This window comes from Labilibaculum manganireducens, assembly GCF_963665805.2.
In the GTDB taxonomy this organism is placed as follows: domain Bacteria; phylum Bacteroidota; class Bacteroidia; order Bacteroidales; family Marinifilaceae; genus Labilibaculum; species Labilibaculum manganireducens.
Window position 1 is genome coordinate 4,672,189 of the sequence record NZ_CAXXEE010000003.1, and the last position, 21,374, is coordinate 4,693,562.

A 21,374-nucleotide genomic window follows, 5' to 3' on the forward strand; every position below is an offset into this window, starting at 1 on the left:
ATTTATGCTGCAATTCCTTCTTTGGATATCTCTTTTGTTTCCATCTCAAAATAATGTTCAGATCAATCAGGTTCATGATTTTATTTCGGTTGATCACCTGGGCAATATATTTGTCGTGAATAAGTCCGAACTAATGGAATTCAATTCGAAGGGAGAGAAATTGGCCGTTTTCTCTAATTCCATGCTGGGTTCTATCTGTCATATTGATGTCTCGAACCCCCTTCGAATACTGATTTTTTACAATGATTTTAATCAAATATTATTTCTGGACCGTAATCTGGCAGAAATTGGCGGCGAAATTGATTTATTTGAATTTTCGGATAACGAAACCGAATTGGTTTGCACTTCTGCAAATGGCGGGTTTTGGATGTATAACTCAAATGACAATCAGGCAATTCATATTTCGGACATTGGCAAAATAATAAATCAAAGCAGCTTACTGAACTCCTTTTATCAGGATTGTATTCCTGATAAAATGCTGGAATACAACAACGATTTGTACCTCCTTTATCCGAAAATGGGAATTCTGAATCTGGATCGGAACGGCCAATTCAAGAAAAAAATTCCACAACCGGGCATCAAAAACTTCCAAATATCCAAGAACACACTTCTATACACAACTGAATCAGGAATTTATTCCTTTCAGCCAATGTCCAGAGAAGACAAATTAATTTTCAGTTTAGAAGATTTAAAAGATTCTCAACTTATCATCCGAAACAACAATTTGTATGTTTCTAATAAAAAATCAATATCAATTAAAGCATTAACCCTCTGATTAAAAACAGACTGCAGCTTATTGGTATTTTTTCCAATTGAATTCCTGAAAAATATTCTTAATTTTAGTTGCCTTTTTTACACAAAGTAAACATAAATATGCACATTGCTGTTGCAGGAAATATTGGAGCTGGTAAAACTACACTAGCGGGATTATTAGCTAAACACTACGGATGGGAAGCTCATTTCGAAGATGTTGATGAAAATCCATATTTAAATGATTTTTACGATGATATGAAGCGATGGTCGTTTGCTCTTCAGATTCATTTTTTAAATAGTCGTTTCAATCAGGTTTTGGCCTTACGCAAATCCGGGAAAGACATCATTCAGGACAGAACCATCTACGAGGATGCCTATATTTTCGCTCCTAATCTGGAATCGATGAGTTTAATGCCCAGAAGAGATTTTGACAACTATCTGTCTCTTTTCAATATCATGAGTTCATTAATTCAGCCACCGGATCTGCTTATTTATTTGCGTGCAAGCATTCCTACGCTGGTAAGTCATATTCAGGAGCGTGGCCGTAATTATGAGGAAACCATTCGCTTAGACTATCTGAAGCGTTTAAACGAGCGTTATGAGGCATGGATATCGGGCTATGCAAATGGCAAGCTTCTGATTATTGATGTGGACAACATTAATTTCCTGAAAAACCCTAAAGACTTAAGTGAAGTAATCAACAAAATTGATGCTCAGCTAAACGGACTCTTTTAAATTATAAATGATGAATTATCAATTTATGAGTTCATATCCGTAATTGTTAATTCTTAATTCATAACTCATAATTACTAAACATGCATATCGCAATAGCTGGAAACATTGGCTCCGGTAAAACTACCCTTACCGAACTGCTTGCAAAACAATATGGCTGGGAGGCTCATTATGAAGATGTAGATGAAAATCCTTATTTAAATGATTTTTACGACGACATGAAACGATGGTCGTTCAATCTTCAAATCTATTTTTTAAAAAGTCGGTTCAACCAAATTATGGAAATCCGTAAAGCGGGAAAAAATGTAATTCAGGATCGTACCATTTATGAAGATGCCATGATTTTTGCTCCTAATTTATTTGATATGGGTTTGATGTCGCAACGCGATTTTAAAAATTACAACAACCTGTTCGAATTAATGGGATCAATGGTTCAAGCTCCTGATCTGCTAATCTATTTGCGGTCGTCTGTTCCTACATTGGTGAATCAAATTCAGAAAAGAGGCCGCGATTACGAAGAAACCATCCGTCTGGATTACTTAAAAAACCTGAACACCAGATACGAAACATGGATTCAGAATTACAATCGTGGCAAACTATTGATTGTTGATGCCGACAATATTGATTTTCTGGATAATCCTGAAGATTTAAACAACATTATGGATAAGGTAGAGGCTCAAATTCACGGATTGTTTTAAAAACGGTAAAACAATCCGATTGATAATTCTGGAAGAGAGATCTTATCAAATCCAAGAAAATATTGATACGGATCTCCATTTTCATCTTTTGCAGTTACAGTTTCCGGGAAATCCGGAATATAAGTGTATCTCAAATTCATATCAAAACTCCAATCCTCGGAAAGATGATACAAAAAGCCAATAATTGGTGTTAAGCCAACTTTGTTTTCTTTAATTGTTCTCTTCTGATTTAAGTTCCCAACCGATGTCGAAATAAAGCTAATGCTGTTTTGATAATGGAAATAACCAAAAGCAAGCGATGTGTACGGTCGAAAATCCCGATCCCAACTATCAAAAAAATATGATCCTTTAAACTGTACCGATGCAATATTGTAATTCACATCGTAGTTTCCAAAATGATTGCCATTCCAAAAATTATCCTGTCCTAATATACTGTAAGCAATCTCGGCACCTACGCCTATTTTTTTATTCAGCATCATCTGACCGGTTACCCTAAATGCTGGTCCTCCTTTTGCTTGATCTCCAAAATCACCCAAAGGATACTGATAGCCTGCTGAAGCCCCTACTAACAATTCCTTTTCCTTGTAATATTGAGCTTTCCCTGCAAAACAAATACCAATTGCCAAAAGGGAAAATATAATAGATTTAAACCTCATCAATTCTATTTTTTTAATTTATCAGCCACTAAAATACAAAAAAATGGGAACCAAATTGGCTCCCATTTCCTTATCTTAAATTGAATTTACTCAATTACTTTTAATTCTTTTCCAATTTTAATGAAAGCAGCCAAAGCTTTATCCAAATGCTCTTTTGTGTGCGCAGCAGAAAGTTGAATTCTTATTCTTGCTTGTCCTTTCGCTACAACCGGATAATAAAATCCGATCACATAAATACCTTCTTCCAATAATTTAGCTGCAAATTGTTGCGACAGTACTGCATCGTACAACATCAAAGCATTAATAGCCGACTCGGATGGTTTTACATCAAAACCTGCAGCCAATAATCTTTCCCTGAAATATTTAGAATTTGAAATTACCTTATCACGCAATTCTGTAGATTCGGTTAACATTTCGAATACTGCTAAAGAAGCTCCTACAATTACAGGAGAAAGCGAGTTCGAGAATAAATACGGACGGGATCTTTGACGTAAAAGATCGATAATTTCTGCTTTACCAGTTGTAAATCCGCCTAAAGCTCCACCCAATGCTTTTCCTAATGTACTTGTGATAATATCAACACGATCCATACAATTATGGTATTCGTGAGTTCCCCGGCCGGTATCACCAATAAAACCGGAAGCATGACTATCATCAACCATTACTAATGCATTGTACTTATCCGCCAAATCACAAATTTCATTCAATTTCGCAATATCTCCGTCCATTGAGAAAACTCCGTCGGTAACAATTATACGAAAACGCTGCGCCTGAGAGATCTTTAACTGAGCCTCCAAATCTTCCATATCAGCATGCTTGTAACGATATCTGGCCGCTTTACACAAACGAACCCCGTCAATAATCGAAGCATGATTCAACTCATCAGAAATAATCGCATCTTCCTTGTCGAATAATGGTTCAAAAACACCGCCGTTTGCATCAAAAGCTGCTGCGTACAATATAGTATCTTCAGTTCCGAAGAAAGCCGCAACCTTTTCTTCCAATTCTTTATGAATATCGGTTGTACCACAAATAAAACGAACAGACGACATTCCATATCCATGCGATTTTAACGCTTTTGAAGCTCCCTCCATAACCCGGGGATTGGAAGACAAACCTAAATAGTTATTCGCACAAAAATTTAATACTGTTTTACCTGTATTTACTTTAATTTCTGCACCTTGTGGGGTTGTTATAACTCTTTCGTTTTTATACAAGCCGGCATCTTTAATAGACTGAATTTCCTCTGCCAAGTAATCTTTGAATTTTCCGTACATGAGTGTTTGTTGTTTATATGTGTTAGGTGTTTAATATGTTCCTAAATTCCAAGCCAAAATTACAATAAAATTTCGCTTCTGAGTTTTTCAAAAACTGTTTTTTTGTTGCTGCTTATTATCCAATTCCGTTTTTAACCAAATAATTTTCCTTTCAGACCAACTCATCCTGCAAAACTCAATCCTTGAAAAACAATCATATAGCCATTACGTACAGATAGCAACAAGTCAAATTCAGATTAAAAAATCATTTTTTTGAAAAAATATTCCGGCAGATGTTGTATTATTGAACAAATCCTATTAGTTTTGCATCGCAATTTTCCTCCAGAATGTACGTCATTCGTGCAACTCAGAAGAAAATTTGGAAGTTATACTCCTTCTTAGCTCAGTTGGTTAGAGCATCTGACTGTTAATCAGAGGGTCCTAGGTTCAAGTCCTAGAGAGGGAGCAAAAAAAGCAAGCTAAATGCTTTCAAAACAATTTTAGCAGAGTATTCCTTCTTAGCTCAGTTGGTTAGAGCATCTGACTGTTAATCAGAGGGTCCTAGGTTCAAGTCCTAGAGAGGGAGCAAAAAAAGCAAGCTAAATGCTTTCAAAAACAATTTTAGCAGAGTATTCCTTCTTAGCTCAGTTGGTTAGAGCATCTGACTGTTAATCAGTCCCGACGAGTCGGGATAGGTTCAAGTCCTGGAGAGGGAGCAAAAAAAAGCAAGCTAAATGCTTTCAAAACAATTTTAGCAGAGTATTCCTTCTTAGCTCAGTTGGTTAGAGCATCTGACTGTTAATCAGTCCCGACGAGTCGGGATAGGTTCAAGTCCTGGAGAGGGAACAAAAAAAGCAAGCTAAATGCTTTCAAAACAATTTTAGCAGAGTATTCCTTCTTAGCTCAGTTGGTTAGAGCATCTGACTGTTAATCAGAGGGTCCTAGGTTCAAGTCCTAGAGAGGGAGCCGAAAGCCATCCATTGCGGGTGGCTTTTTTCGTATCCTTAATTTTTCTTCCCTGCAAAAGTGACTCCAGATCCAAAATTTCCTTAATTTAGTTATATGTTTTTCATATATATTTTATACTCTCCTTCATCAGACAAATACTATCTAGGATATACCGAAGATGTTTCCAAGCGGATTTTCATGCATAACAACCCCATACGAACAAGTTACACTTCTAAACACAGACCATGGATTCTTAAAAAAGCATTTAAAGTTGGTAACAACAAAACTCTTGCTTTAAAAATTGAACGAAAAATTAAGAAAATGAAAAGCCGAAAATATCTCGAACAATTACTGGATCCGCAGATAGGCGAACAAATGTTTGGTGATCTTTTAATATCATCAACACCTGACTGTTAATCAGTCCCGACGAGTCGGGATAGGTTCAAGTCCTGGAGAGGGAGCAGAAAGCCATCCATTGCGGGTGGCTTTTTCTTTTTTTAGGTACTCCGATCCAAAATTTTCATCTATTTTTGTTGGAATTGAAAAATTCTACGCTTTGAAACACTATTCATTACCGATATGTCTTTTTTTGATCCTGCTTTTAAGTATCCCAATTTATGGATATGCTCAGGTAAAAATTGATACAACAGTTACATTTCCTAAAACCCGGCTAAATCCTGGATTAGGCAAAAAGGTTTTTAATAAAGAAAATCTATTGGTGTTTGGTGGATTATTAGGCACCTCATTTTTACTCGACGAATGGGCGAACAAGCGCTTAAAATTAAATCAAAATTCCTTTTTAGATTCCTACACCAATATCTTTAATGAATTTGGTGAGAAGAAATACATTGCACCTGCCACATTTGCGACCTGGATTATTGGCACAGCAATTAAGGATGAAAGGCTGTCAACTACTGCGCTCAACTCGGGAAAAGCTTTAATCACTGCTGCAATTTTAACCGAAGGTACAAAAATAATAGCCGGTCGATCCAGACCATCATTAAACAGAGGAAATATGCATTTTGATGCTTTTGGAGGAACCAGCAACGAAACAAAATCATTCCCTTCCGGACACGCTTTTGTATCCTGGGCAGTATTCACTCCTTTCGCCGAAGAATACAGCAAATGGATTTACGTGATTCCAGCCTCCGTGAGCTTTGCAAGAATGTACCGGAACAAGCATTGGTTTTCCGATGTTGTTTTAGGAGGAGGAATTGGCTATTTTGCAGGCCTTTATTTTCACAAAAGAAAAAACCAATCTGTCATTTTCGACGGAAATGGAATTGTAATCAAATTTTAACCAAACAAATTTATACAACCCAAAACCCAATATTATGAGCTTAACAAGTGTCTTTAAAAAATTCCCGAAAACCTTTTGGGTTGCAAACTCCATAGAACTATTCGAAAGATGGGCATGGTATGGTTTTTTCATGCTTTTTGCAAATTACCTTACCGGATCAACCGACATCGGCGCACTGGGATTATCTCAGGCTGAAAAAGGAACTATTATGGGGGTGGGAACAGGAATTCTTTACTTCCTTCCTGTAATTACAGGTGCAATTGCCGATAAATACGGATACAAGCTGGTTTTAGGTATTTCGTTTGTTATTTACAGCACTGCATTTATAGCGCTTCCACTTTTTGATACATTTGCCGGAGTATTTGCCATGTACCTTTACTTAGCATTGGGTGCCGCACTTTTCAAACCAATTATTTCAGCGACGGTTGCAAAAACTACCAACGAAGAAACCTCATCGATTGGCTTTGGAATTTTTTATATGATGGTTAACATTGGCGCATTTATTGGGCCATTAGTTACTCTTGCTTACAAAGACAGTGGATACACAACTGTTTTTTACATATCTGCTGGTATCATTTTAATCAATTTTATTTTAATATTATTCTACAAAGAACCCGAGCGTGAAGTTAAAAATGAATCCATTGGAGCTGCAATCGCTACTGTATTCAGCAATATCGGCAAAGCTCTCAGCGATATTAAATTCGTAATTTTCCTTCTTTTGGTTGCTGCATTTTGGAGTATGTACTATCAACTATTCTTCACACTGCCAGTATTTATTGCCCAATGGGTAGATACTTCAAGCGTTTATCACTTCTTCGAAAGTTTTATACCTGCTGTAACAGAAACTTATGGCACGAATGGACAAATAGATGCAGAATTCATCACGAATTTCGATGCCATGTTTATTATCATCTTCCAAATTGTCATCTCTACAATCGTGATGAGATGGAAGCCTCTGCAGGCAATGATGGGCGGAATCCTTATCTGTACAATTGGAATGGGACTCACCCTACTTACACAAAACGTTCTTTTCGTGATTCTTGCAATCTTCATCTTCTCGGTTGGAGAAATGGCCAGTTCGCCAAAAATCACAGAATACATTGGAAGAATAGCTCCTAAAGATAAAGTTGGACTTTACATGGGTTGTTCATTCTTACCAGTATTTGCGGGCAGTACTTTAGGTGGTGTTATATCAGGAAATGTATATGGAAACATGTCCGACAAAGTAACTTTACTAATTCGTGAAGTTGCTGCAAGAGGGCTGCAAATTCCTGAAATATCGAAGGATTTTAGTGCAACTGATTATTTCAACAAAGCAGGTGAACTTATGGGAATGGATCAAAATCAGCTCACTCAATATCTTTGGAATACTTATAACCCTTCAAATATATGGTATGTGATACTGGCTATCGGATTTTTCTCTGTTATCGCTCTCTATTTTTACGATAGATTACTGCTGAACAAGAAAGCATAATAGATCACAATTAAGGTCATCATATTGCTGATTACAAAACAACAAATCCCACTCCGGTGGGATTTTTTTTGTCTTCTTCATCAAAACTATTGAGATTAGCAAGGACTTCTGCATTATATTTTTTAATTTGCAGACGAAATAAATCAACAAATAAAGTCACTTTTTGCTGATTTATTCGTACTAAAAAAACCACTCAACCATTTTTATGCTACCCAACCAAATTAATAACATGTTAAGGCATATTATATGATAAGAACTCTACACGTAAAAATTTTATTTTTCCTCTCTGTTTTTGTTGCTTTTGCAGTTGCAGCAACAGCTCAGATTTCTATTGAAGAATACTACCAAAACGCTGCCGGAAAAACAGGTGGTGAATTGAAGACTGCATTGCATTCAATTATTAGAAATCACACCGAACTGCCCTATACAACTAAAGATGCCGGTGACCAATACAATGTTTGGGAAGCGCTTAAGATTACTGATGAAGATCCAAATAATACAGACAATGTACTTCTAATTTATACCGGAAGAAGTGAAGTGAAAACAAGACAAGATGATGGAGTAAGTAATGATCCTGATTCATGGAACAGAGAACACATCTGGGCAAAATCTCACGGGGACTTTGGAACCGATCGGGGTGCAGGAACCGATATTCACCATCTTAGAGCCTGCGACCGAAGTGTAAATACAGATCGAAGCAATAAGTTTTTTGACAATGGTGGAACAGCTCATTCTGAAGCTGCAGAATGTAAATTTGACGGAGACTCCTGGGAACCCCGCGATGCTGTGAAAGGCGACATAGCCCGAATGATATTATACATGGCTGTGTGTTACGAAGGAGAAAATGGTGATCCTGATTTGGAAATGACCAATGACATGACTTACAGCATGGATAATTACTCTGCTCCTTTCTTTGGCAAACTATCCACCTTATTAGTCTGGAATACACAGGATCCGGTTGACGATACAGAAAAAGAAAGAAACGAAAAAGTTTATACGATTCAAGGCAATAGAAATCCATTTATTGATCATCCCGAATGGGCTGACGAAGTTTGGCCACCCGATACAGATAGCCCTGCTATCGCCGAACTATCTCCTGTTAATGAGTCTTCTGGAGTTTCTTTAACAACAAATCTCATTATCAAATTTAATGAAGATATAAAAGAAGGGACAGGCAGTGTAACTATCAAAAGATACAATGACGAAACAATTTTTGAAACACTAACGATTCCAAGTGCCAGATTAACTTATTCAGGCAACCAGCTGTTAATAAACTCTGAAGCTAAATACGAAGAAGGAGTTAGATACTATGTTGTAATTGAGAACGGTGTAATTACAGATGCTTCCTCGAATTCTTTTGATGGAATTTCGGATAAAACGGTATGGAATTTCACTGCAACCTACACTCCTCCTGCAATTACCGGATTTACTCCGGCTGACGACAGCGAAAATGTTCCCGTAAGCACTGATCTGGAAATTACTTTTGATAAAAATGTACAAGCTGGAAATGGTAAAATTTATATTAAAACCAATGGCACTGCAGTAGAGGAAATATTTGCTTCAGATGCATCTGTCACTTATAGTGGGACTCAAGTAAGTATTGATTTATCCGATGATCTGGAAACAGGAACCGAATATTACATTAACATTGATAATAATGCATTTGTAAGTTCAAACAGCATAGCTTTTGCAGGTATCAGTTCCATTACAGACTGGTCTTTCACTACCGAAAACCCTACCGGAATTGATGATTTACATACCGATGGAATTCCATCATTCTACCCGAACCCAGCCGTGAATGAAATCCGGTTGAAAAATATGGATGATGTGGAATCGATGTATATTTCGAACTTAACCGGGCGAAATATCATGGAAATAAAATCTCCTGATACAAGAATATTCATTAGTAAATTGCCAAAAGGGATGTATTTTGTGACCTTTGTTACTTTCGACGGAAAACGAATTACCAAAAAATTACTAAAACAATAAGTTGTAAAATTCTAATTAATTAAGACTGTTCTCGTATGGAACAGTCTTTTTTTTTTGGGTAGAGGACTCTAAATATCTTTAAGATCCGAAACAACCACCCCTCCTGATGGCGAACCGCCACCTGTACAGGTGGGAGACCACCACTCTCATACGTGGAAGGTCACCACCTGTACACATGGCAGACTACCACAACGAAAGGTTTGAGTTAGTCATCAATAAAAATCCGGACAGATGGTTCTGTCCGGATAAAATGTATTCAATCTCAGTTGGTCTATTCTACAATCAGAACATGCTCAAAGGGTGTAGTTCTGGGCTCTTTTAGGGTAGAGTTATTAGATGAATATTGTGTCACAATCTCTAAAATGTAATTACCTGCCGGCAGATCAGGAAGCATTACCATCAATTGTTTTGGCTCATTGGTTACGATTTGTTCACATTTGCAACGCGTATTGGTACCCTGATCTACCAGATAAACACCTACACCAGAATCGTCTCCTGCAATCTTAATTCTGTTTCCTTTAATAACAATTACATTATTGGGCGTAATCGTGCTATCCTCTGCTTTAGTTAAATTGTCGATTACTTTCCCGATAACGGGCTCGGTAGTGGCTGCTCCAATAATCTCTACTTGTGTTTTCTTTAACTCTTCGCGCAAAGCAGTACTGCTGGTAAAAGATGCTGTAATGCGGTGCTCATTAGGATCGAAACGATCTGTTGCTCCGTGAAAAGCACCATTTATACCAATATGGCTGTAACATACGCCTGTATTAATGCTATATCCCTCAACCAATTTAGAGACTTTAATCCGGTCGCTTCGATCGAGGATATTTAAAATGGTTTCCTTTTGGTATTCGGTGCCTTCCTTTATCATAGCATCGGCGATATCGTTATTGCGGAGTGTACCCTGAGGCTTAACTTTTCCGTAGAAATCATTGGGGTCGGGAGTCAACAGGTTATCGTATAACCATACATTTACTTTACTCATAATAATGTGATTTAATTAATATAATTAACAAGTTAAAAGTTCCGATTCTTCTTAAACAAAACCAAGACAGGAACAGTTAAATTATTATGTTATTGAACACCTATATCAGTCCTCCAATCAAAACATGTACTCTGCATACAATCTAAGCAATGGAGATAAAAAAAACCCGAATCCAATGGATTCGGGCCTTCTATTTATATTTGTATACTCTTTATTTAAGAGTCGGTCCTTCAACATACTCAAACTCTGGACTTGGGCCTGATTTGGTACATTTAAAAGTGATTGTATAGTCAACCATAGAACTTACATATCCTGCAAAGGTAATTATGTAGTTCACATCTACACCATCAACCTGAGCAACTGCACTAGGAAATTTTAAAGGAAGATAAACCGCAACACCTGCTTTAACGGCATCCTGCCATGTATCAAATTTTGTTGCTTCAAACTTTCCATCAGCAATAGCGAACTCCTTATAATGCGCATCAACGCCAAAATATGACTCACCGGTACCATAGGTATTGATATAATCGCCCTCAATGTTGTTTTTCACATAATCAACAATCATTTGATAATCTTCTTCTCCCATAGTATACAATACTGAAGGATCGAATACCCACCCGGCAGTAGATCTAACATACTGATCTGTTTTTGCGATTGTTGATTGATATTCTAACCAAATACCATCGGTTAAAGTATATTCTTTAGCCCTCGTTTCGGTAACGCCACCACCTGCATAGTATTTGTAAAGTAAAGCAAACTTGTCTCCGTTACTAGCATATGGAAACTTAACACCAAGGAAAATTGATAGATAATTTTCAGGAACAATAGAACTTGAAAAATTATTGTATTGACCAGGTTGGCTAGAACCCGTTCCCATAGCATCATAATCATCTGAAGTTAATTCATACAGCTCAACATCATCAGGAATTGATGGAGCAACCTTATTAGATTTCGCCCAAACAGAACCGTCAAATGTCCAAAACTCAGTAACCATAGAAGTTGTTGAACCATTGTAAAATTTGTAGGTTACTGCTAACTCGTCACCATCTGCAGCGGCAGGATATTTTGCCAATAAGAAATCCGGCAAATAATCCGAAGCTTTAACTGTAGCATCAAAATTATTGTACTTACCAGGCTCCCCTGCAGCAGTTCCCATACTGTCATAATCTGCTGTAGTCAGTGTATAAGAATCAATAGCTGCTAGCACTTCCAGATAATCAAGGTAATCATTCAAATAATCAATACCTCCACGATAATAATCATAGGTTACCTTAATGGTTGAAGGCACATCTAAAGTAGGGTATTTATCATTTAAGAATGCAGGTAAAAATTCTGTAGCAACAATATCTTCAGAGAAATTATTGTACTTCCCAGGTTGACCGCTTTCTTTACCCATTGAATCGTAATCATCGGATGTTAGAGTGTATGACGTATCAATTACAAATTGAAACCCGTCATGTTTATCCAGCTGATCGTAGAATTCGTTATTAACTTCACAAGATGCTAATAATCCCAATCCACAAAATGCAATAAATGCATATAATATATTAGAAAATTTCATATCTAAATTTTTTAAATTTTAACGATTAGTTTATAAGTACAAATCTGAAATCATTAGAATTTCACTTGCAGACCAGCAGACCAAGTCCTGCCAAATCCATAAAATACAGTTACTTTTTCCCAATCATCATTATTTCCATAAGCATCTGCAATATAAGTCTGATTCAATAAGTTCATTACTTTAGCCGTAGCAATTGCAGTAAAAGGTCCAACTTTAAAGGTATATTTTAAATTTGCATCTACTACCCCATAATCAGGAACTTCCCAACTATCAGATCCATTAATACTGTTGAAATCAGGCTTCGCAAATAAACGTGCGTAATAGTTGTAATCAGCACCTACTTTTAAATCTTTGGTTAAGTAGTAATCAACTCCTAATGCCGCGGTTGTTTGTGCAGCATCCCCTACGTGTACACCACCAATATTCGCAACAATCTTTCTTTGATCCGGAGAGCCAACAGGAACAGCTTTTCCCTTACTGTCAACTGGTTGTCCTGTTTTATCATAAACTAAAGCTTCTGCATCATCCTGCCATTTCCAACTTCCCAGAGAAAACATTCCTGTAATAGTTAATCCCTTAGCCGGTTTGGCTTTAACATCAAGTTCAATTCCTTCGTGAATGGCATTCGCTCCTGTAACGTTGTAACTACCTAAATCAGGATTTTGCTTATCAATAGCTCCAGTAATAGGTTTATTTTTCCATTCGGTATGGTAAACATTCAAGTTTGCAGATACAATTGATGTTTTAAAACCATAACCCAACTCCAAAGAGTAAATCTCTTGATTCACGGCATCTTCATTCGCAACATTACTTACATCTTTAGCAGTAAACACATCGCTGAAAAACGGAGCACGGGAAATTACACCCAAATTCACAAAGACATTCTGATACTCATCCAGATTATAGTTCGCTCCCCCTTTAACACTACCACCTAAGAAATTATAACCTGAAGACATTACGTCATTATAATAAAAATGACCTTTACGTTTGTAATTGGTATTGGTTCCTGCAATAGCTATAAAAGAACTTAAGTTCCCTGTTGTGTATTCTAACTGACTGAAAAAACCTAAGGACTTGGTTATACCATCGTAATCACGACTAATCACATCATCCTCTTTAAGTTTTTCATTGTTATCCAACACCTTAGATTTTTCTCTCTCCGGGTCAATAAAAAATTGTCCTCCCATCAAATTCACAACGGTACGATTATGGAATCCAATATAGTAGCGACCATCAACCCCGAAAGTTAAATTCAGCTTATCACTTAAATCCTTAGTTAAAGTAGATAACAAACCATACCATTGGTGATCATTGTTTGAACTCGCAATAATCGCCTGAGATCCATTTATATTAGCTGCATTATCACGCTGAATAGCACCATAATCACGATAACCATCTATAGTTCTGTCCTCATCATTTGAACCATACAAGCGAGAAGATTCATTTCCTTTAGCTGTCCAACCTCCACCTGATGAGATCGATCCGTAAAGAGCTGTTGATAGAGATGTTGTTTCATTAATTGTCCAATAATGGTTTAACGAAACCTGAGGTTTGTGGTAAAAGTTATGAGATGTATTCATCTCCTGCCCATTACTGTCAAACCCATAAGCAGCATTAAACTTGTATCCATCTCTATAATCTCTCCATTCTGCAATAGTACGAGCATCATATGTACTACGTTGATCGTGCCATTGAGGAGCACCAAATGCAGTAAAAGACAGTTGATGTTTATCATTAATTCTTTTGGAAACATTTAAGAAATAAGAGTATCCTTCAAATCCGGTTCCTAAAATATATCCATCACCCGCTGTTTTTGAGCCAGAAAAGGTGATCGCATACCCATTATCCATTAAACCTGTTGAAAGGGTAACTGATTTCTTTTGATATCCACTATTTCCAACACCAGAAAATACAGATCCACCTTTTTCCATATCTGTAGTTTTAGTAAGAATATTGATAGATCCTCCTACAGATGGCGAAGAAATTTTTCCAGCACCTAAACCACGTTGTGTTTGCATTGTACGGGTAACATCAGAAAGTCCGGCCCAATTAGACCAATAAATTCCTCCCCATTCCATATCATTAACCGGGATACCATTAATCATTACCGCGATATTACTTGATTCAAAACCGCGCATATTAATACGGGAATCACCAAATCCTCCTCCTTGCTTGGTTACATAAACCCCTGGAGTTGATTTCAATATTTCAGGAAATTCTTGGGTTCCCAACTTTTCCTGAATAATCTCAGGCGAAATAGTAGAAACAGCAACCGGTGTTTTACGTTGAATTGCCACCGAAGCCATAACACTAACTTCTTTCAATCCAACAGCATCAGATTCCAACTTAATAGTCCCTAAATCCTGAGCACCTTTTAAGGCAATTTCTTTGTCAAGAAATCCCACGAAACTTACAACAAGCTTTGTCGCTCCTTTTGGCAATTCAAAAGCAAACGAGCCATCAAAACCTGAAACGGTACCGGAAGTTGTTCCGGCAACAACAATAGAAGCACCCGGCAAACTTTCGTTGGTACTACCATCCACGACTACACCTTTTACGGTGGTTTGAGCAATAGCTGCAATGGACAACATCATAATTGCTGCCATTGTCAAAATACTTCTCATAGCATTTTTCATAAAACAATTTGTTAGGTTAGTAATTGTGTGGCAATGTCGCCACAAAATCATCTCACATTTCCCGGAGAAAAGGATCACAAAAATGGTTGCTTTTTAACTATTTAACAAAAAATCGACGGACTAATAATACCCGTTCGTCTTCCTTTTTTAGCTCTTCATCGAAAAAGTTCATTTCAAACCTGAAACAGGGACAGTTTTTCAACAATCACGCAAAAAAAAGAACAAAAGTTTTAACCAAAAAGGTCAGTTAAAAAATGGATACGGAAGATAATATTTTTCTTTCGAAATCCATAATCGCAAAACTAACCAAAAACTTAGTTTAAACCTTATTTTAATATCCTGATAAAAAAGTTATTATTTACAATTTAGAATATATAAGGACTGTAAAGTTTTTACACAGATACTATACTTGCTACTTATTTCTATTCTAAATTAGATAATCACTAAATATCGTTGACGTCACAAAGAAACAATTTCATCTGCAACGGTCTGTTAATTTAACATTAAAAAAAAGGAAAGAATTAAATTAATATCTAAAACAAAATTAAATCTGCCTGAAAAGAAAATTTTCAAAAATAAAGCGTACTTTTGCAGCCGCATTTTGAGCACCGCAATCGATTCACTCACAACAATTTCAACGAATGTGATGATTAGATGAATGATCAATTTGACTAGTACAATAAAAAGAAAGAGAATACAGTATCCCATTTCATTAGCTTTCAGCGGATATTTTTTCTCAAATTAATAAAATACAAGATGAGGAAATTGAGAAACATTGCGATTATCGCCCACGTTGACCATGGAAAAACCACTTTGGTTGACAAAATGATAATGCATAGTAACATTTTTAGAAAAAATGAGAACCCAGGTGATTTAATCCTTGATAATAACGACCTGGAAAGAGAGAGAGGAATCACCATCTTGTCGAAGAACGTTTCTCTTGAATACAATGGTGTAAAGATTAATATCATAGACACTCCCGGTCACTCGGATTTTGGTGGAGAAGTTGAGCGTGTTTTGAATATGGCTGATGGTGTATTACTACTAGTAGACGCCTTTGAAGGAACTATGCCTCAAACTCGTTTTGTACTGCAAAAAGCGTTAGCTCTAGGTCTTAAACCTGTTGTGGTTGTTAATAAAGTTGACAAACCAAACTGCAGACCTGAAGAAGTTCAGGAGCAGGTTTTCGAATTGATGTTTAATTTAGAGGCTACTGAAGAGCAATTGGATTTCCCAACCATCTACGGCTCGGCCAAACAAGGCTGGATGTCGAAAGACTGGCAAAAGCCAACAACCGATATTACAGCAATTTTAGATGCGGTAATCGAGTTCATCCCTGAACCAAAAACCATTAACGGTACGCCACAAATGCTTATCACATCTCTTGACTACTCGGCTTATGTTGGACGTATCGCCGTAGGGCGCGTTCACCGGGGAGAAATTCGTGAAGGAATGGATGTTAGTTTGGTTAAACCTGATGGAAGCATCAAAAAACAACGCATTAAAGAATTGCATATCTTTACTGGTCTGGGCAAAGAAAGAGTTCAATCTGTTGCCTCAGGAGAAATATGTGCTTTAGTAGGTATTGAGGGTTTTGATATTGGAGATTCTATTTGTAGTGTTGAAAACCCGGAACCTCTAAAACCAATTGCCATTGATGAACCTACAATGAGTATGTTATTTACGATCAACAATTCTCCTTTTTATGGAAAAGATGGTAAATTCGTTACTTCCCGTCACTTAATTGACCGGCTAAATAAAGAATTGGAAAAGAATTTAGCCCTTAGAGTTGAAAAAACTGATTCTGCTGATTCATATATTGTATACGGACGTGGTGTTCTTCACTTGTCTGTACTGATCGAAACTATGCGTCGTGAAGGATACGAGATTCAAGTTGGTCAGCCACAGGTTATCATCAAAGAAATTGGTGGTGAAAAATGTGAGCCAGTTGAGTTCCTATTCATAGATCTTCCGGAAGATGTTTCAGGAAAAGCAATTGAGATCGTAACTCAACGTAAAGGAGAAATGCTGACTATGGAACGTAAGGCGGATCGTATTCACCTTGAATTCCATATCCCATCAAGAGGTATTATTGGTTTAAGAAATCAACTGCTGACTGCTACTGCCGGAGAAGCGGTAATTTCTCATCGTTTCCTGGAATACCAACCACACAAAGGCACTATTCCCGGACGTATTAACGGTTCATTAATTGCTATGGAAACCGGATTGACTTTTGCTTACGCTTTAAACAAATTACAAGATCGTGGTACATTTTTCGTTGCCCCAACGGTTGAGATTTATGAGGGTCAGGTAATTGGAGAAAACAATCGTGCCGGCGACCTGGTTATTAACGTTACTAAAACTAAGAAGCTAACCAATATGCGTACTTCTGGTACTGATGACAAGGTAAGATTATCTCCTCCAATCACTCACTCTCTTGAAGAAGCATTGGAATACATACAAGGTGACGAGTATGTTGAGGTTACTCCTAACTCAATCCGTTTAAGAAAAATACTTCTTAAAGAAACCGATCGTAAAAGATCAGGCAAATAAATTTTGAATTTCATGTGACTGCAATTAATTAAAGATGTCACATGGAACTCGCCAAATAGTCATTCTATTGTGTGAGAATTTTTTCTCATGGCTCGTTTCAACTGAAATTTAAAAACGCAATATTTTAAAAGAGCGATTTCCTTGTTGGGAAATCGCTCTTTTTACATTCTAAATACCAGGTTCTCCCCTGTTAATTCCATTATTACATCAATTGGTTTCCAACCGAATACATTTGCCTGGACAAATATCGGCCGCTTTCCTATTTTTCTGAACCTCATCATTAAAAATTTCTAATTCGTAACAATCTCTCTTCCTTATCGAACCAATTAGGTCACACCTGCCATCTTCAGAGCACATCTCCCAAAATTCAGGTGCTGCTCCTACACAATAAGCACAACCTATACACCTATCTCTAAAATGCTTTATTCTTGTCATTTTTTTAATAACGCCCCCTGCTTAATATTGATTTTTTTAGAATCTTCAAATATAAGACAATTTTAAATTAAATTTATATTGCTCATTTACAACCGCTTAGATATTTTATTGAAATATTTTTAGTACTATGCTTTGCATATTACCTTTTTTTGTACGTATATTTGTATAACAAGCTTGCGTGCTTGTAATAGTAGTATACGATATAAATACAATCACCATGAACAAGAGAAACAATTCACTATGCAAACTCAGCCTGATTCTAATTGTTCTATTTTCGTGGACAACAGAATCCAATGCTCAATTTGTTTCTACTGCGAAACAATCGAAAATACTATCTCCTATTGTGAAAATTATATCTGATGCAATTTTAGGATGTGAATCAAAAATCGACGGAGAAAAAAGCTATTTCAACTCAAGCCTTTTCTTTTTTGAAGAAAATATACAAGTATGTAAAGATATTTTAGCCGGCAATAGTGACAGCACTGACACTGTAAATATTTCATCTCAAACGAGAGAACAGATCCTAATTGAAAAAGATACTGTTCTAACAAAGGAGGAAACGAAGGTAGTTGAGAAGAAAAAACACAAAAGCATCTGGAACAATCCGGGAAACACAAAATCAAGAATTTAATTTATTCCAACCATGAAGATCGAAAATACTAAAGCCCAAATGCGAAAAGGAGTGCTGGAATATTGTATTCTATCCATTTTATCAAGAAATGATGCTTACGCTTCAGATATAATCAAGGAGCTAAAAGAGGCAAAAATGATTGTTGTGGAAGGAACATTATATCCACTTCTAACCCGATTAAAAAACGACGGACTGCTAAGTTACCGTTGGGAGGAATCAACTCAAGGTCCACCTCGGAAATACTATACAATTGCCGAACTTGGAAGTGGATTTCTTAAAGAATTGGATCAATCCTGGCAAGATTTAGTTGATGCTGTAAACACAATTAAAAAGTAAGACCCTTAAACCGATATACAAATGAAAAAGACATTAACAATTAATATAAGCGGAAGTATTTTCCATATCGATGAGGATGCTTTTGAAAAACTACAGGCTTACTTACGTACTATCAATTCCCACTATGGTCCGAGCGAAGAAGGCCGGGAAATCATATCTGATATTGAAGCTCGAATTTCAGAAATTTTCCATGAAAAACTGAGCACAAAAGATCAGGTGGTAAATGTTGATATGATCGAAGAAACCATATCGATTATGGGGAAACCCGAAGAAATATTTGCTATCGACGAGGAAAGTATTGAAGACGAGTCGAATCAGGAAACTGACACAAAACAAACTTCCGAAAAGAAAAAGCGCAGATTATTCCGCGATCCCGACCATAGAGTTTTGGGTGGTGTCGCAAGTGGTTTAGCTGCTTACTTTGGAATTGATGTGGTTGTAATCCGTCTCCTTTTTGCACTTTTCTTTTTCCTGGGATATGGATTTTCATTTCTTCTTTACGTGATTTTATGGATTGCTGTTCCTAAAGCAATCACCACAACCCAAAAATTGGAAATGAAGGGGAAAAAAGTCAATATTTCGAATATCGAAGAAACCATTAAAGATGAATACAAGGAAGTTAAGGAAAGCTTCGAGAAAATAAGAGATAAAAACGGACCACAAGTTCGGGATGGTTTCGACAGAGTAATTGATTTTCTGGGCACAGCACTTCGACTCATCCTTAAAGTGATTATTATTTTGCTTGGTATTGGATTCGTATTTGCAGGATTTGTTACCCTTATCAGCTTTATTGGCTCAATGATTTTTGTAAATAGCTTTTTTGGTCCATTTTCTGATTTCCATTTTCCCGGCACAGTACTTCCACACCTATTTCTTGACGGAAGCAGTATCACTCTATTCACAATTGGCGTAATTGTGGTGATTGGAATCCCATTACTCCTTCTGATTTTTGCAGGATTAAAACTCTTGTTCAATTTCAAAACCAACAATAAAATAATAGGATTCTCAGCACTTGCATTTTGGATACTGGGAATTATTCTTTTGGTTAGTCTAAGTTTTTCTCAAATAAAGGGATACATGCAAAGCAGCACCCGTTATTCAGAAAACATTGAAATACAGCCTACCCAAACAGATACACTATATTTAAAATCAACTGACAATATCGATTTTGACTGGCATAATGGACACATCGGTCTGGACAATATAAAAATCATAGTCAAAGATGATAAGGAAATTATAGTTGGAGAACCTACTCTTGATATCGAAAAGAGCAATAGCGGCAAATTTGAAATTAAATTGAAAAAGAAATCCAGAGGAAGGTCAAACGAACAGGCAAGTGAAAATGCTGAAAGCATTGAATACAACTGGAAACAAACTGATTCCCTAATTGTCTTCAATCAATTTTTCACACTACCAACAGATAGTAAATGGAGAAATCAAAAACTACACATTACAATTAAGGTGCCCGAAGGAAAAGTGATTTATCTGGACAAGTCGATGCGAAAAATCATTCACGACATTGATAATGTAGATAATGCATGGGACTACGACATGCTTGACAAGATGTGGATCATGAAAAAAGAAGGTCTAAGCAAATTAAAATATCATAACAAATAAATCCATGCTTTACACCGGCTCCTTTTTCAACACACGCTTTGCCGGTGTAAACATGGTAAACTAAAAAATAAAATATCATGAAGAAATTAGTAGTAATAATTGCCGCAATAGTATTTCCAATCCTGATGCAAGCTCAAACCAAAGGTGAGCAAATACATGCTAAATATTCAAATTTAGATGGTTTTAGCAGTTTTAGTTTTGCAGGTAGTTTCCTAAAAAACCTCGACTTTGATGTTGATGAAGACGAATTGGAGAAAAATATCACCGGAGAATGTAAAAACATCAAATTCCTAACTTTTAAACATGTAAACGGAGACGAAACCAAATTCAAAAAGATTGTCTCTTCACAACTATCAAAAGGAAATGCCTATAAAGAAGTATTAACTGACAGGGATGATAAAAATTCTGATGATGTTCATTTCTTCGCAAAAGGAAATGGGAAAAAATTTAGTGAATTTCATGTCTTGCACTATAATGAAAACAGAACTTCATTGGTTTCCTTTTTTGGAGATTTTCGTGTTGACGAATTAAAAACCCTATCGCATTTTACGTTTGATGACGAAGATGAAGAGCAGTAGTAATAAAACCAAAAATCCAGAAATATGAAACGCTTAATAAGATCAAAGGAGAAAAAAATAGCTGGTGTTTGCGGAGGTATTTCTCAATACATAAATCCGGAACTCGACCCAATAATTATAAGAACTGCGTGGCTGATACTAACTTTATTCAATCCACTAATGCTTCTTGCATACTTTATATTAGCTTTGGTTTTGCCTGATTCTTCATACGAAACAGCATAAAACAGCACATAACC

General features: G+C 36.6%; 20 protein-coding genes and 5 tRNA genes. 18 read left to right on the forward strand and 7 right to left on the reverse strand.

Features of this window, described 5'->3' with window-relative positions:
* The first annotated feature begins 4 nt into the window (after positions 1–4).
* From ACHZAX_RS18370 to ACHZAX_RS18380, 3 genes are all read left to right on the forward strand, one after another.
* A complete protein-coding gene (locus tag ACHZAX_RS18370; protein WP_320020099.1) occupies positions 5–775 on the forward strand; it encodes a hypothetical protein in 771 nt (256 codons plus the stop codon).
* Between the two features lie 98 nt (positions 776–873).
* A complete protein-coding gene (locus ACHZAX_RS18375) occupies positions 874–1,488 on the forward strand; it encodes a deoxynucleoside kinase (RefSeq protein WP_320020100.1) in 615 nt (204 codons plus the stop codon).
* Positions 1,489–1,568: 80 nt separating this feature from the next.
* Positions 1,569–2,183: a deoxynucleoside kinase gene (locus tag ACHZAX_RS18380; RefSeq protein ID WP_101310276.1), complete on the forward strand. Its 615-nt coding sequence runs from the start codon at positions 1,569–1,571 to the stop codon at positions 2,181–2,183.
* Here the strand turns inward: ACHZAX_RS18380 and ACHZAX_RS18385 are convergent.
* Both ACHZAX_RS18385 and kbl read right to left on the reverse strand, forming a co-directional pair.
* Positions 2,180–2,839, reverse strand: coding sequence for an outer membrane beta-barrel protein (locus ACHZAX_RS18385; RefSeq protein WP_320020101.1), 660 nt, complete (start codon positions 2,837–2,839; stop codon positions 2,180–2,182). The genes ACHZAX_RS18380 and ACHZAX_RS18385 overlap by 4 nt on opposite strands.
* Before the next feature lie 86 nt (positions 2,840–2,925).
* A complete protein-coding gene (gene kbl / locus ACHZAX_RS18390; protein ID WP_320020102.1) occupies positions 2,926–4,116 on the reverse strand; it encodes a glycine C-acetyltransferase in 1,191 nt (396 codons plus the stop codon).
* A gap of 371 nt (positions 4,117–4,487) precedes the next feature.
* Here kbl and ACHZAX_RS18395 point away from each other — a divergent pair.
* From ACHZAX_RS18395 to ACHZAX_RS18430, 8 genes are all read left to right on the forward strand, one after another.
* A tRNA-Asn gene (locus ACHZAX_RS18395) sits at positions 4,488–4,561 on the forward strand.
* 46 nt (positions 4,562–4,607) lie between these two features.
* Positions 4,608–4,681, forward strand: a tRNA-Asn gene (locus tag ACHZAX_RS18400).
* Between the two features lie 47 nt (positions 4,682–4,728).
* Positions 4,729–4,811 (forward strand) — tRNA-Asn (locus ACHZAX_RS18405).
* 47 nt (positions 4,812–4,858) lie between these two features.
* A tRNA-Asn gene (locus ACHZAX_RS18410) sits at positions 4,859–4,941 on the forward strand.
* 46 nt (positions 4,942–4,987) lie between these two features.
* Positions 4,988–5,061, forward strand: a tRNA-Asn gene (locus ACHZAX_RS18415).
* Positions 5,062–5,157: 96 nt separating this feature from the next.
* A complete protein-coding gene (locus ACHZAX_RS18420) occupies positions 5,158–5,460 on the forward strand; it encodes a GIY-YIG nuclease family protein (protein ID WP_101310279.1) in 303 nt (100 codons plus the stop codon).
* 139 nt (positions 5,461–5,599) lie between these two features.
* The gene (locus ACHZAX_RS18425; protein ID WP_320020103.1) at positions 5,600–6,343 is read left to right on the forward strand and encodes a phosphatase PAP2 family protein; all 744 of its coding nucleotides are present in this window, start codon (positions 5,600–5,602) and stop codon (positions 6,341–6,343) included.
* Between the two features lie 34 nt (positions 6,344–6,377).
* The gene (locus tag ACHZAX_RS18430) at positions 6,378–7,817 is read left to right on the forward strand and encodes an MFS transporter (RefSeq protein ID WP_320020104.1); all 1,440 of its coding nucleotides are present in this window, start codon (positions 6,378–6,380) and stop codon (positions 7,815–7,817) included.
* A 31-nt stretch (positions 7,818–7,848) separates the two neighbouring features.
* Here ACHZAX_RS18430 and ACHZAX_RS18435 read toward each other — a convergent pair whose 3' ends face one another.
* Positions 7,849–8,010, reverse strand: a complete 162-nt coding sequence (locus ACHZAX_RS18435; RefSeq protein WP_320020105.1) for a hypothetical protein — start codon at positions 8,008–8,010, stop codon at positions 7,849–7,851.
* 53 nt (positions 8,011–8,063) lie between these two features.
* Between ACHZAX_RS18435 and ACHZAX_RS18440 the strand changes: the two genes are divergently transcribed.
* The gene (locus ACHZAX_RS18440) at positions 8,064–9,806 is read left to right on the forward strand and encodes an endonuclease (RefSeq protein WP_320020106.1); all 1,743 of its coding nucleotides are present in this window, start codon (positions 8,064–8,066) and stop codon (positions 9,804–9,806) included.
* 271 nt (positions 9,807–10,077) lie between these two features.
* Here the strand turns inward: ACHZAX_RS18440 and ACHZAX_RS18445 are convergent, their stop codons facing one another.
* The 3 genes from ACHZAX_RS18445 to ACHZAX_RS18455 form a co-directional block, all read right to left on the reverse strand.
* The gene (locus ACHZAX_RS18445; protein ID WP_124993571.1) at positions 10,078–10,791 is read right to left on the reverse strand and encodes a DNA-binding domain-containing protein; all 714 of its coding nucleotides are present in this window, start codon (positions 10,789–10,791) and stop codon (positions 10,078–10,080) included.
* Between the two features lie 211 nt (positions 10,792–11,002).
* Entirely contained in the window at positions 11,003–12,352 is a 1,350-nt protein-coding gene (locus tag ACHZAX_RS18450; protein WP_320020107.1) for a hypothetical protein, read from the reverse strand.
* 53 nt (positions 12,353–12,405) lie between these two features.
* Positions 12,406–14,988 carry a TonB-dependent receptor gene (locus ACHZAX_RS18455; RefSeq protein ID WP_320020108.1) on the reverse strand — a complete coding sequence of 861 codons (2,583 nt, stop codon included), beginning with the start codon at positions 14,986–14,988 and terminating at the stop codon, positions 12,406–12,408.
* Between the two features lie 756 nt (positions 14,989–15,744).
* On the opposite strand from ACHZAX_RS18455, the gene typA reads away from it, so the two are divergent.
* Complete coding sequence (gene typA, locus ACHZAX_RS18460; protein WP_101310287.1) at positions 15,745–17,541, forward strand: translational GTPase TypA; 1,797 nt, start codon at positions 15,745–15,747, stop codon at positions 17,539–17,541.
* Between the two features lie 207 nt (positions 17,542–17,748).
* On the opposite strand, the gene ACHZAX_RS18465 is transcribed toward typA, so the two are convergent.
* Positions 17,749–17,976, reverse strand: a complete 228-nt coding sequence (locus tag ACHZAX_RS18465; RefSeq protein ID WP_394698293.1) for a ferredoxin — start codon at positions 17,974–17,976, stop codon at positions 17,749–17,751.
* A gap of 217 nt (positions 17,977–18,193) precedes the next feature.
* Between ACHZAX_RS18465 and ACHZAX_RS18470 the strand changes: the two genes are divergently transcribed.
* The 5 genes from ACHZAX_RS18470 to ACHZAX_RS18490 all read left to right on the forward strand — a co-directional run bounded on the left by ACHZAX_RS18470 (position 18,194) and on the right by ACHZAX_RS18490 (position 21,360).
* Positions 18,194–18,607, forward strand: coding sequence for a hypothetical protein (locus ACHZAX_RS18470; RefSeq protein WP_320020109.1), 414 nt, complete (start codon positions 18,194–18,196; stop codon positions 18,605–18,607).
* A 12-nt stretch (positions 18,608–18,619) separates the two neighbouring features.
* Complete coding sequence (locus ACHZAX_RS18475; protein ID WP_101310290.1) at positions 18,620–18,943, forward strand: PadR family transcriptional regulator; 324 nt, start codon at positions 18,620–18,622, stop codon at positions 18,941–18,943.
* Positions 18,944–18,964: 21 nt separating this feature from the next.
* Positions 18,965–20,560: a PspC domain-containing protein gene (locus tag ACHZAX_RS18480; protein ID WP_320020110.1), complete on the forward strand. Its 1,596-nt coding sequence runs from the start codon at positions 18,965–18,967 to the stop codon at positions 20,558–20,560.
* Positions 20,561–20,637: 77 nt separating this feature from the next.
* Positions 20,638–21,138: a DUF4252 domain-containing protein gene (locus ACHZAX_RS18485; protein WP_320020111.1), complete on the forward strand. Its 501-nt coding sequence runs from the start codon at positions 20,638–20,640 to the stop codon at positions 21,136–21,138.
* Between the two features lie 24 nt (positions 21,139–21,162).
* Entirely contained in the window at positions 21,163–21,360 is a 198-nt protein-coding gene (locus ACHZAX_RS18490) for a PspC domain-containing protein (RefSeq protein WP_124993579.1), read from the forward strand.
* The last annotated feature ends 14 nt before the right edge of the window (positions 21,361–21,374 follow it).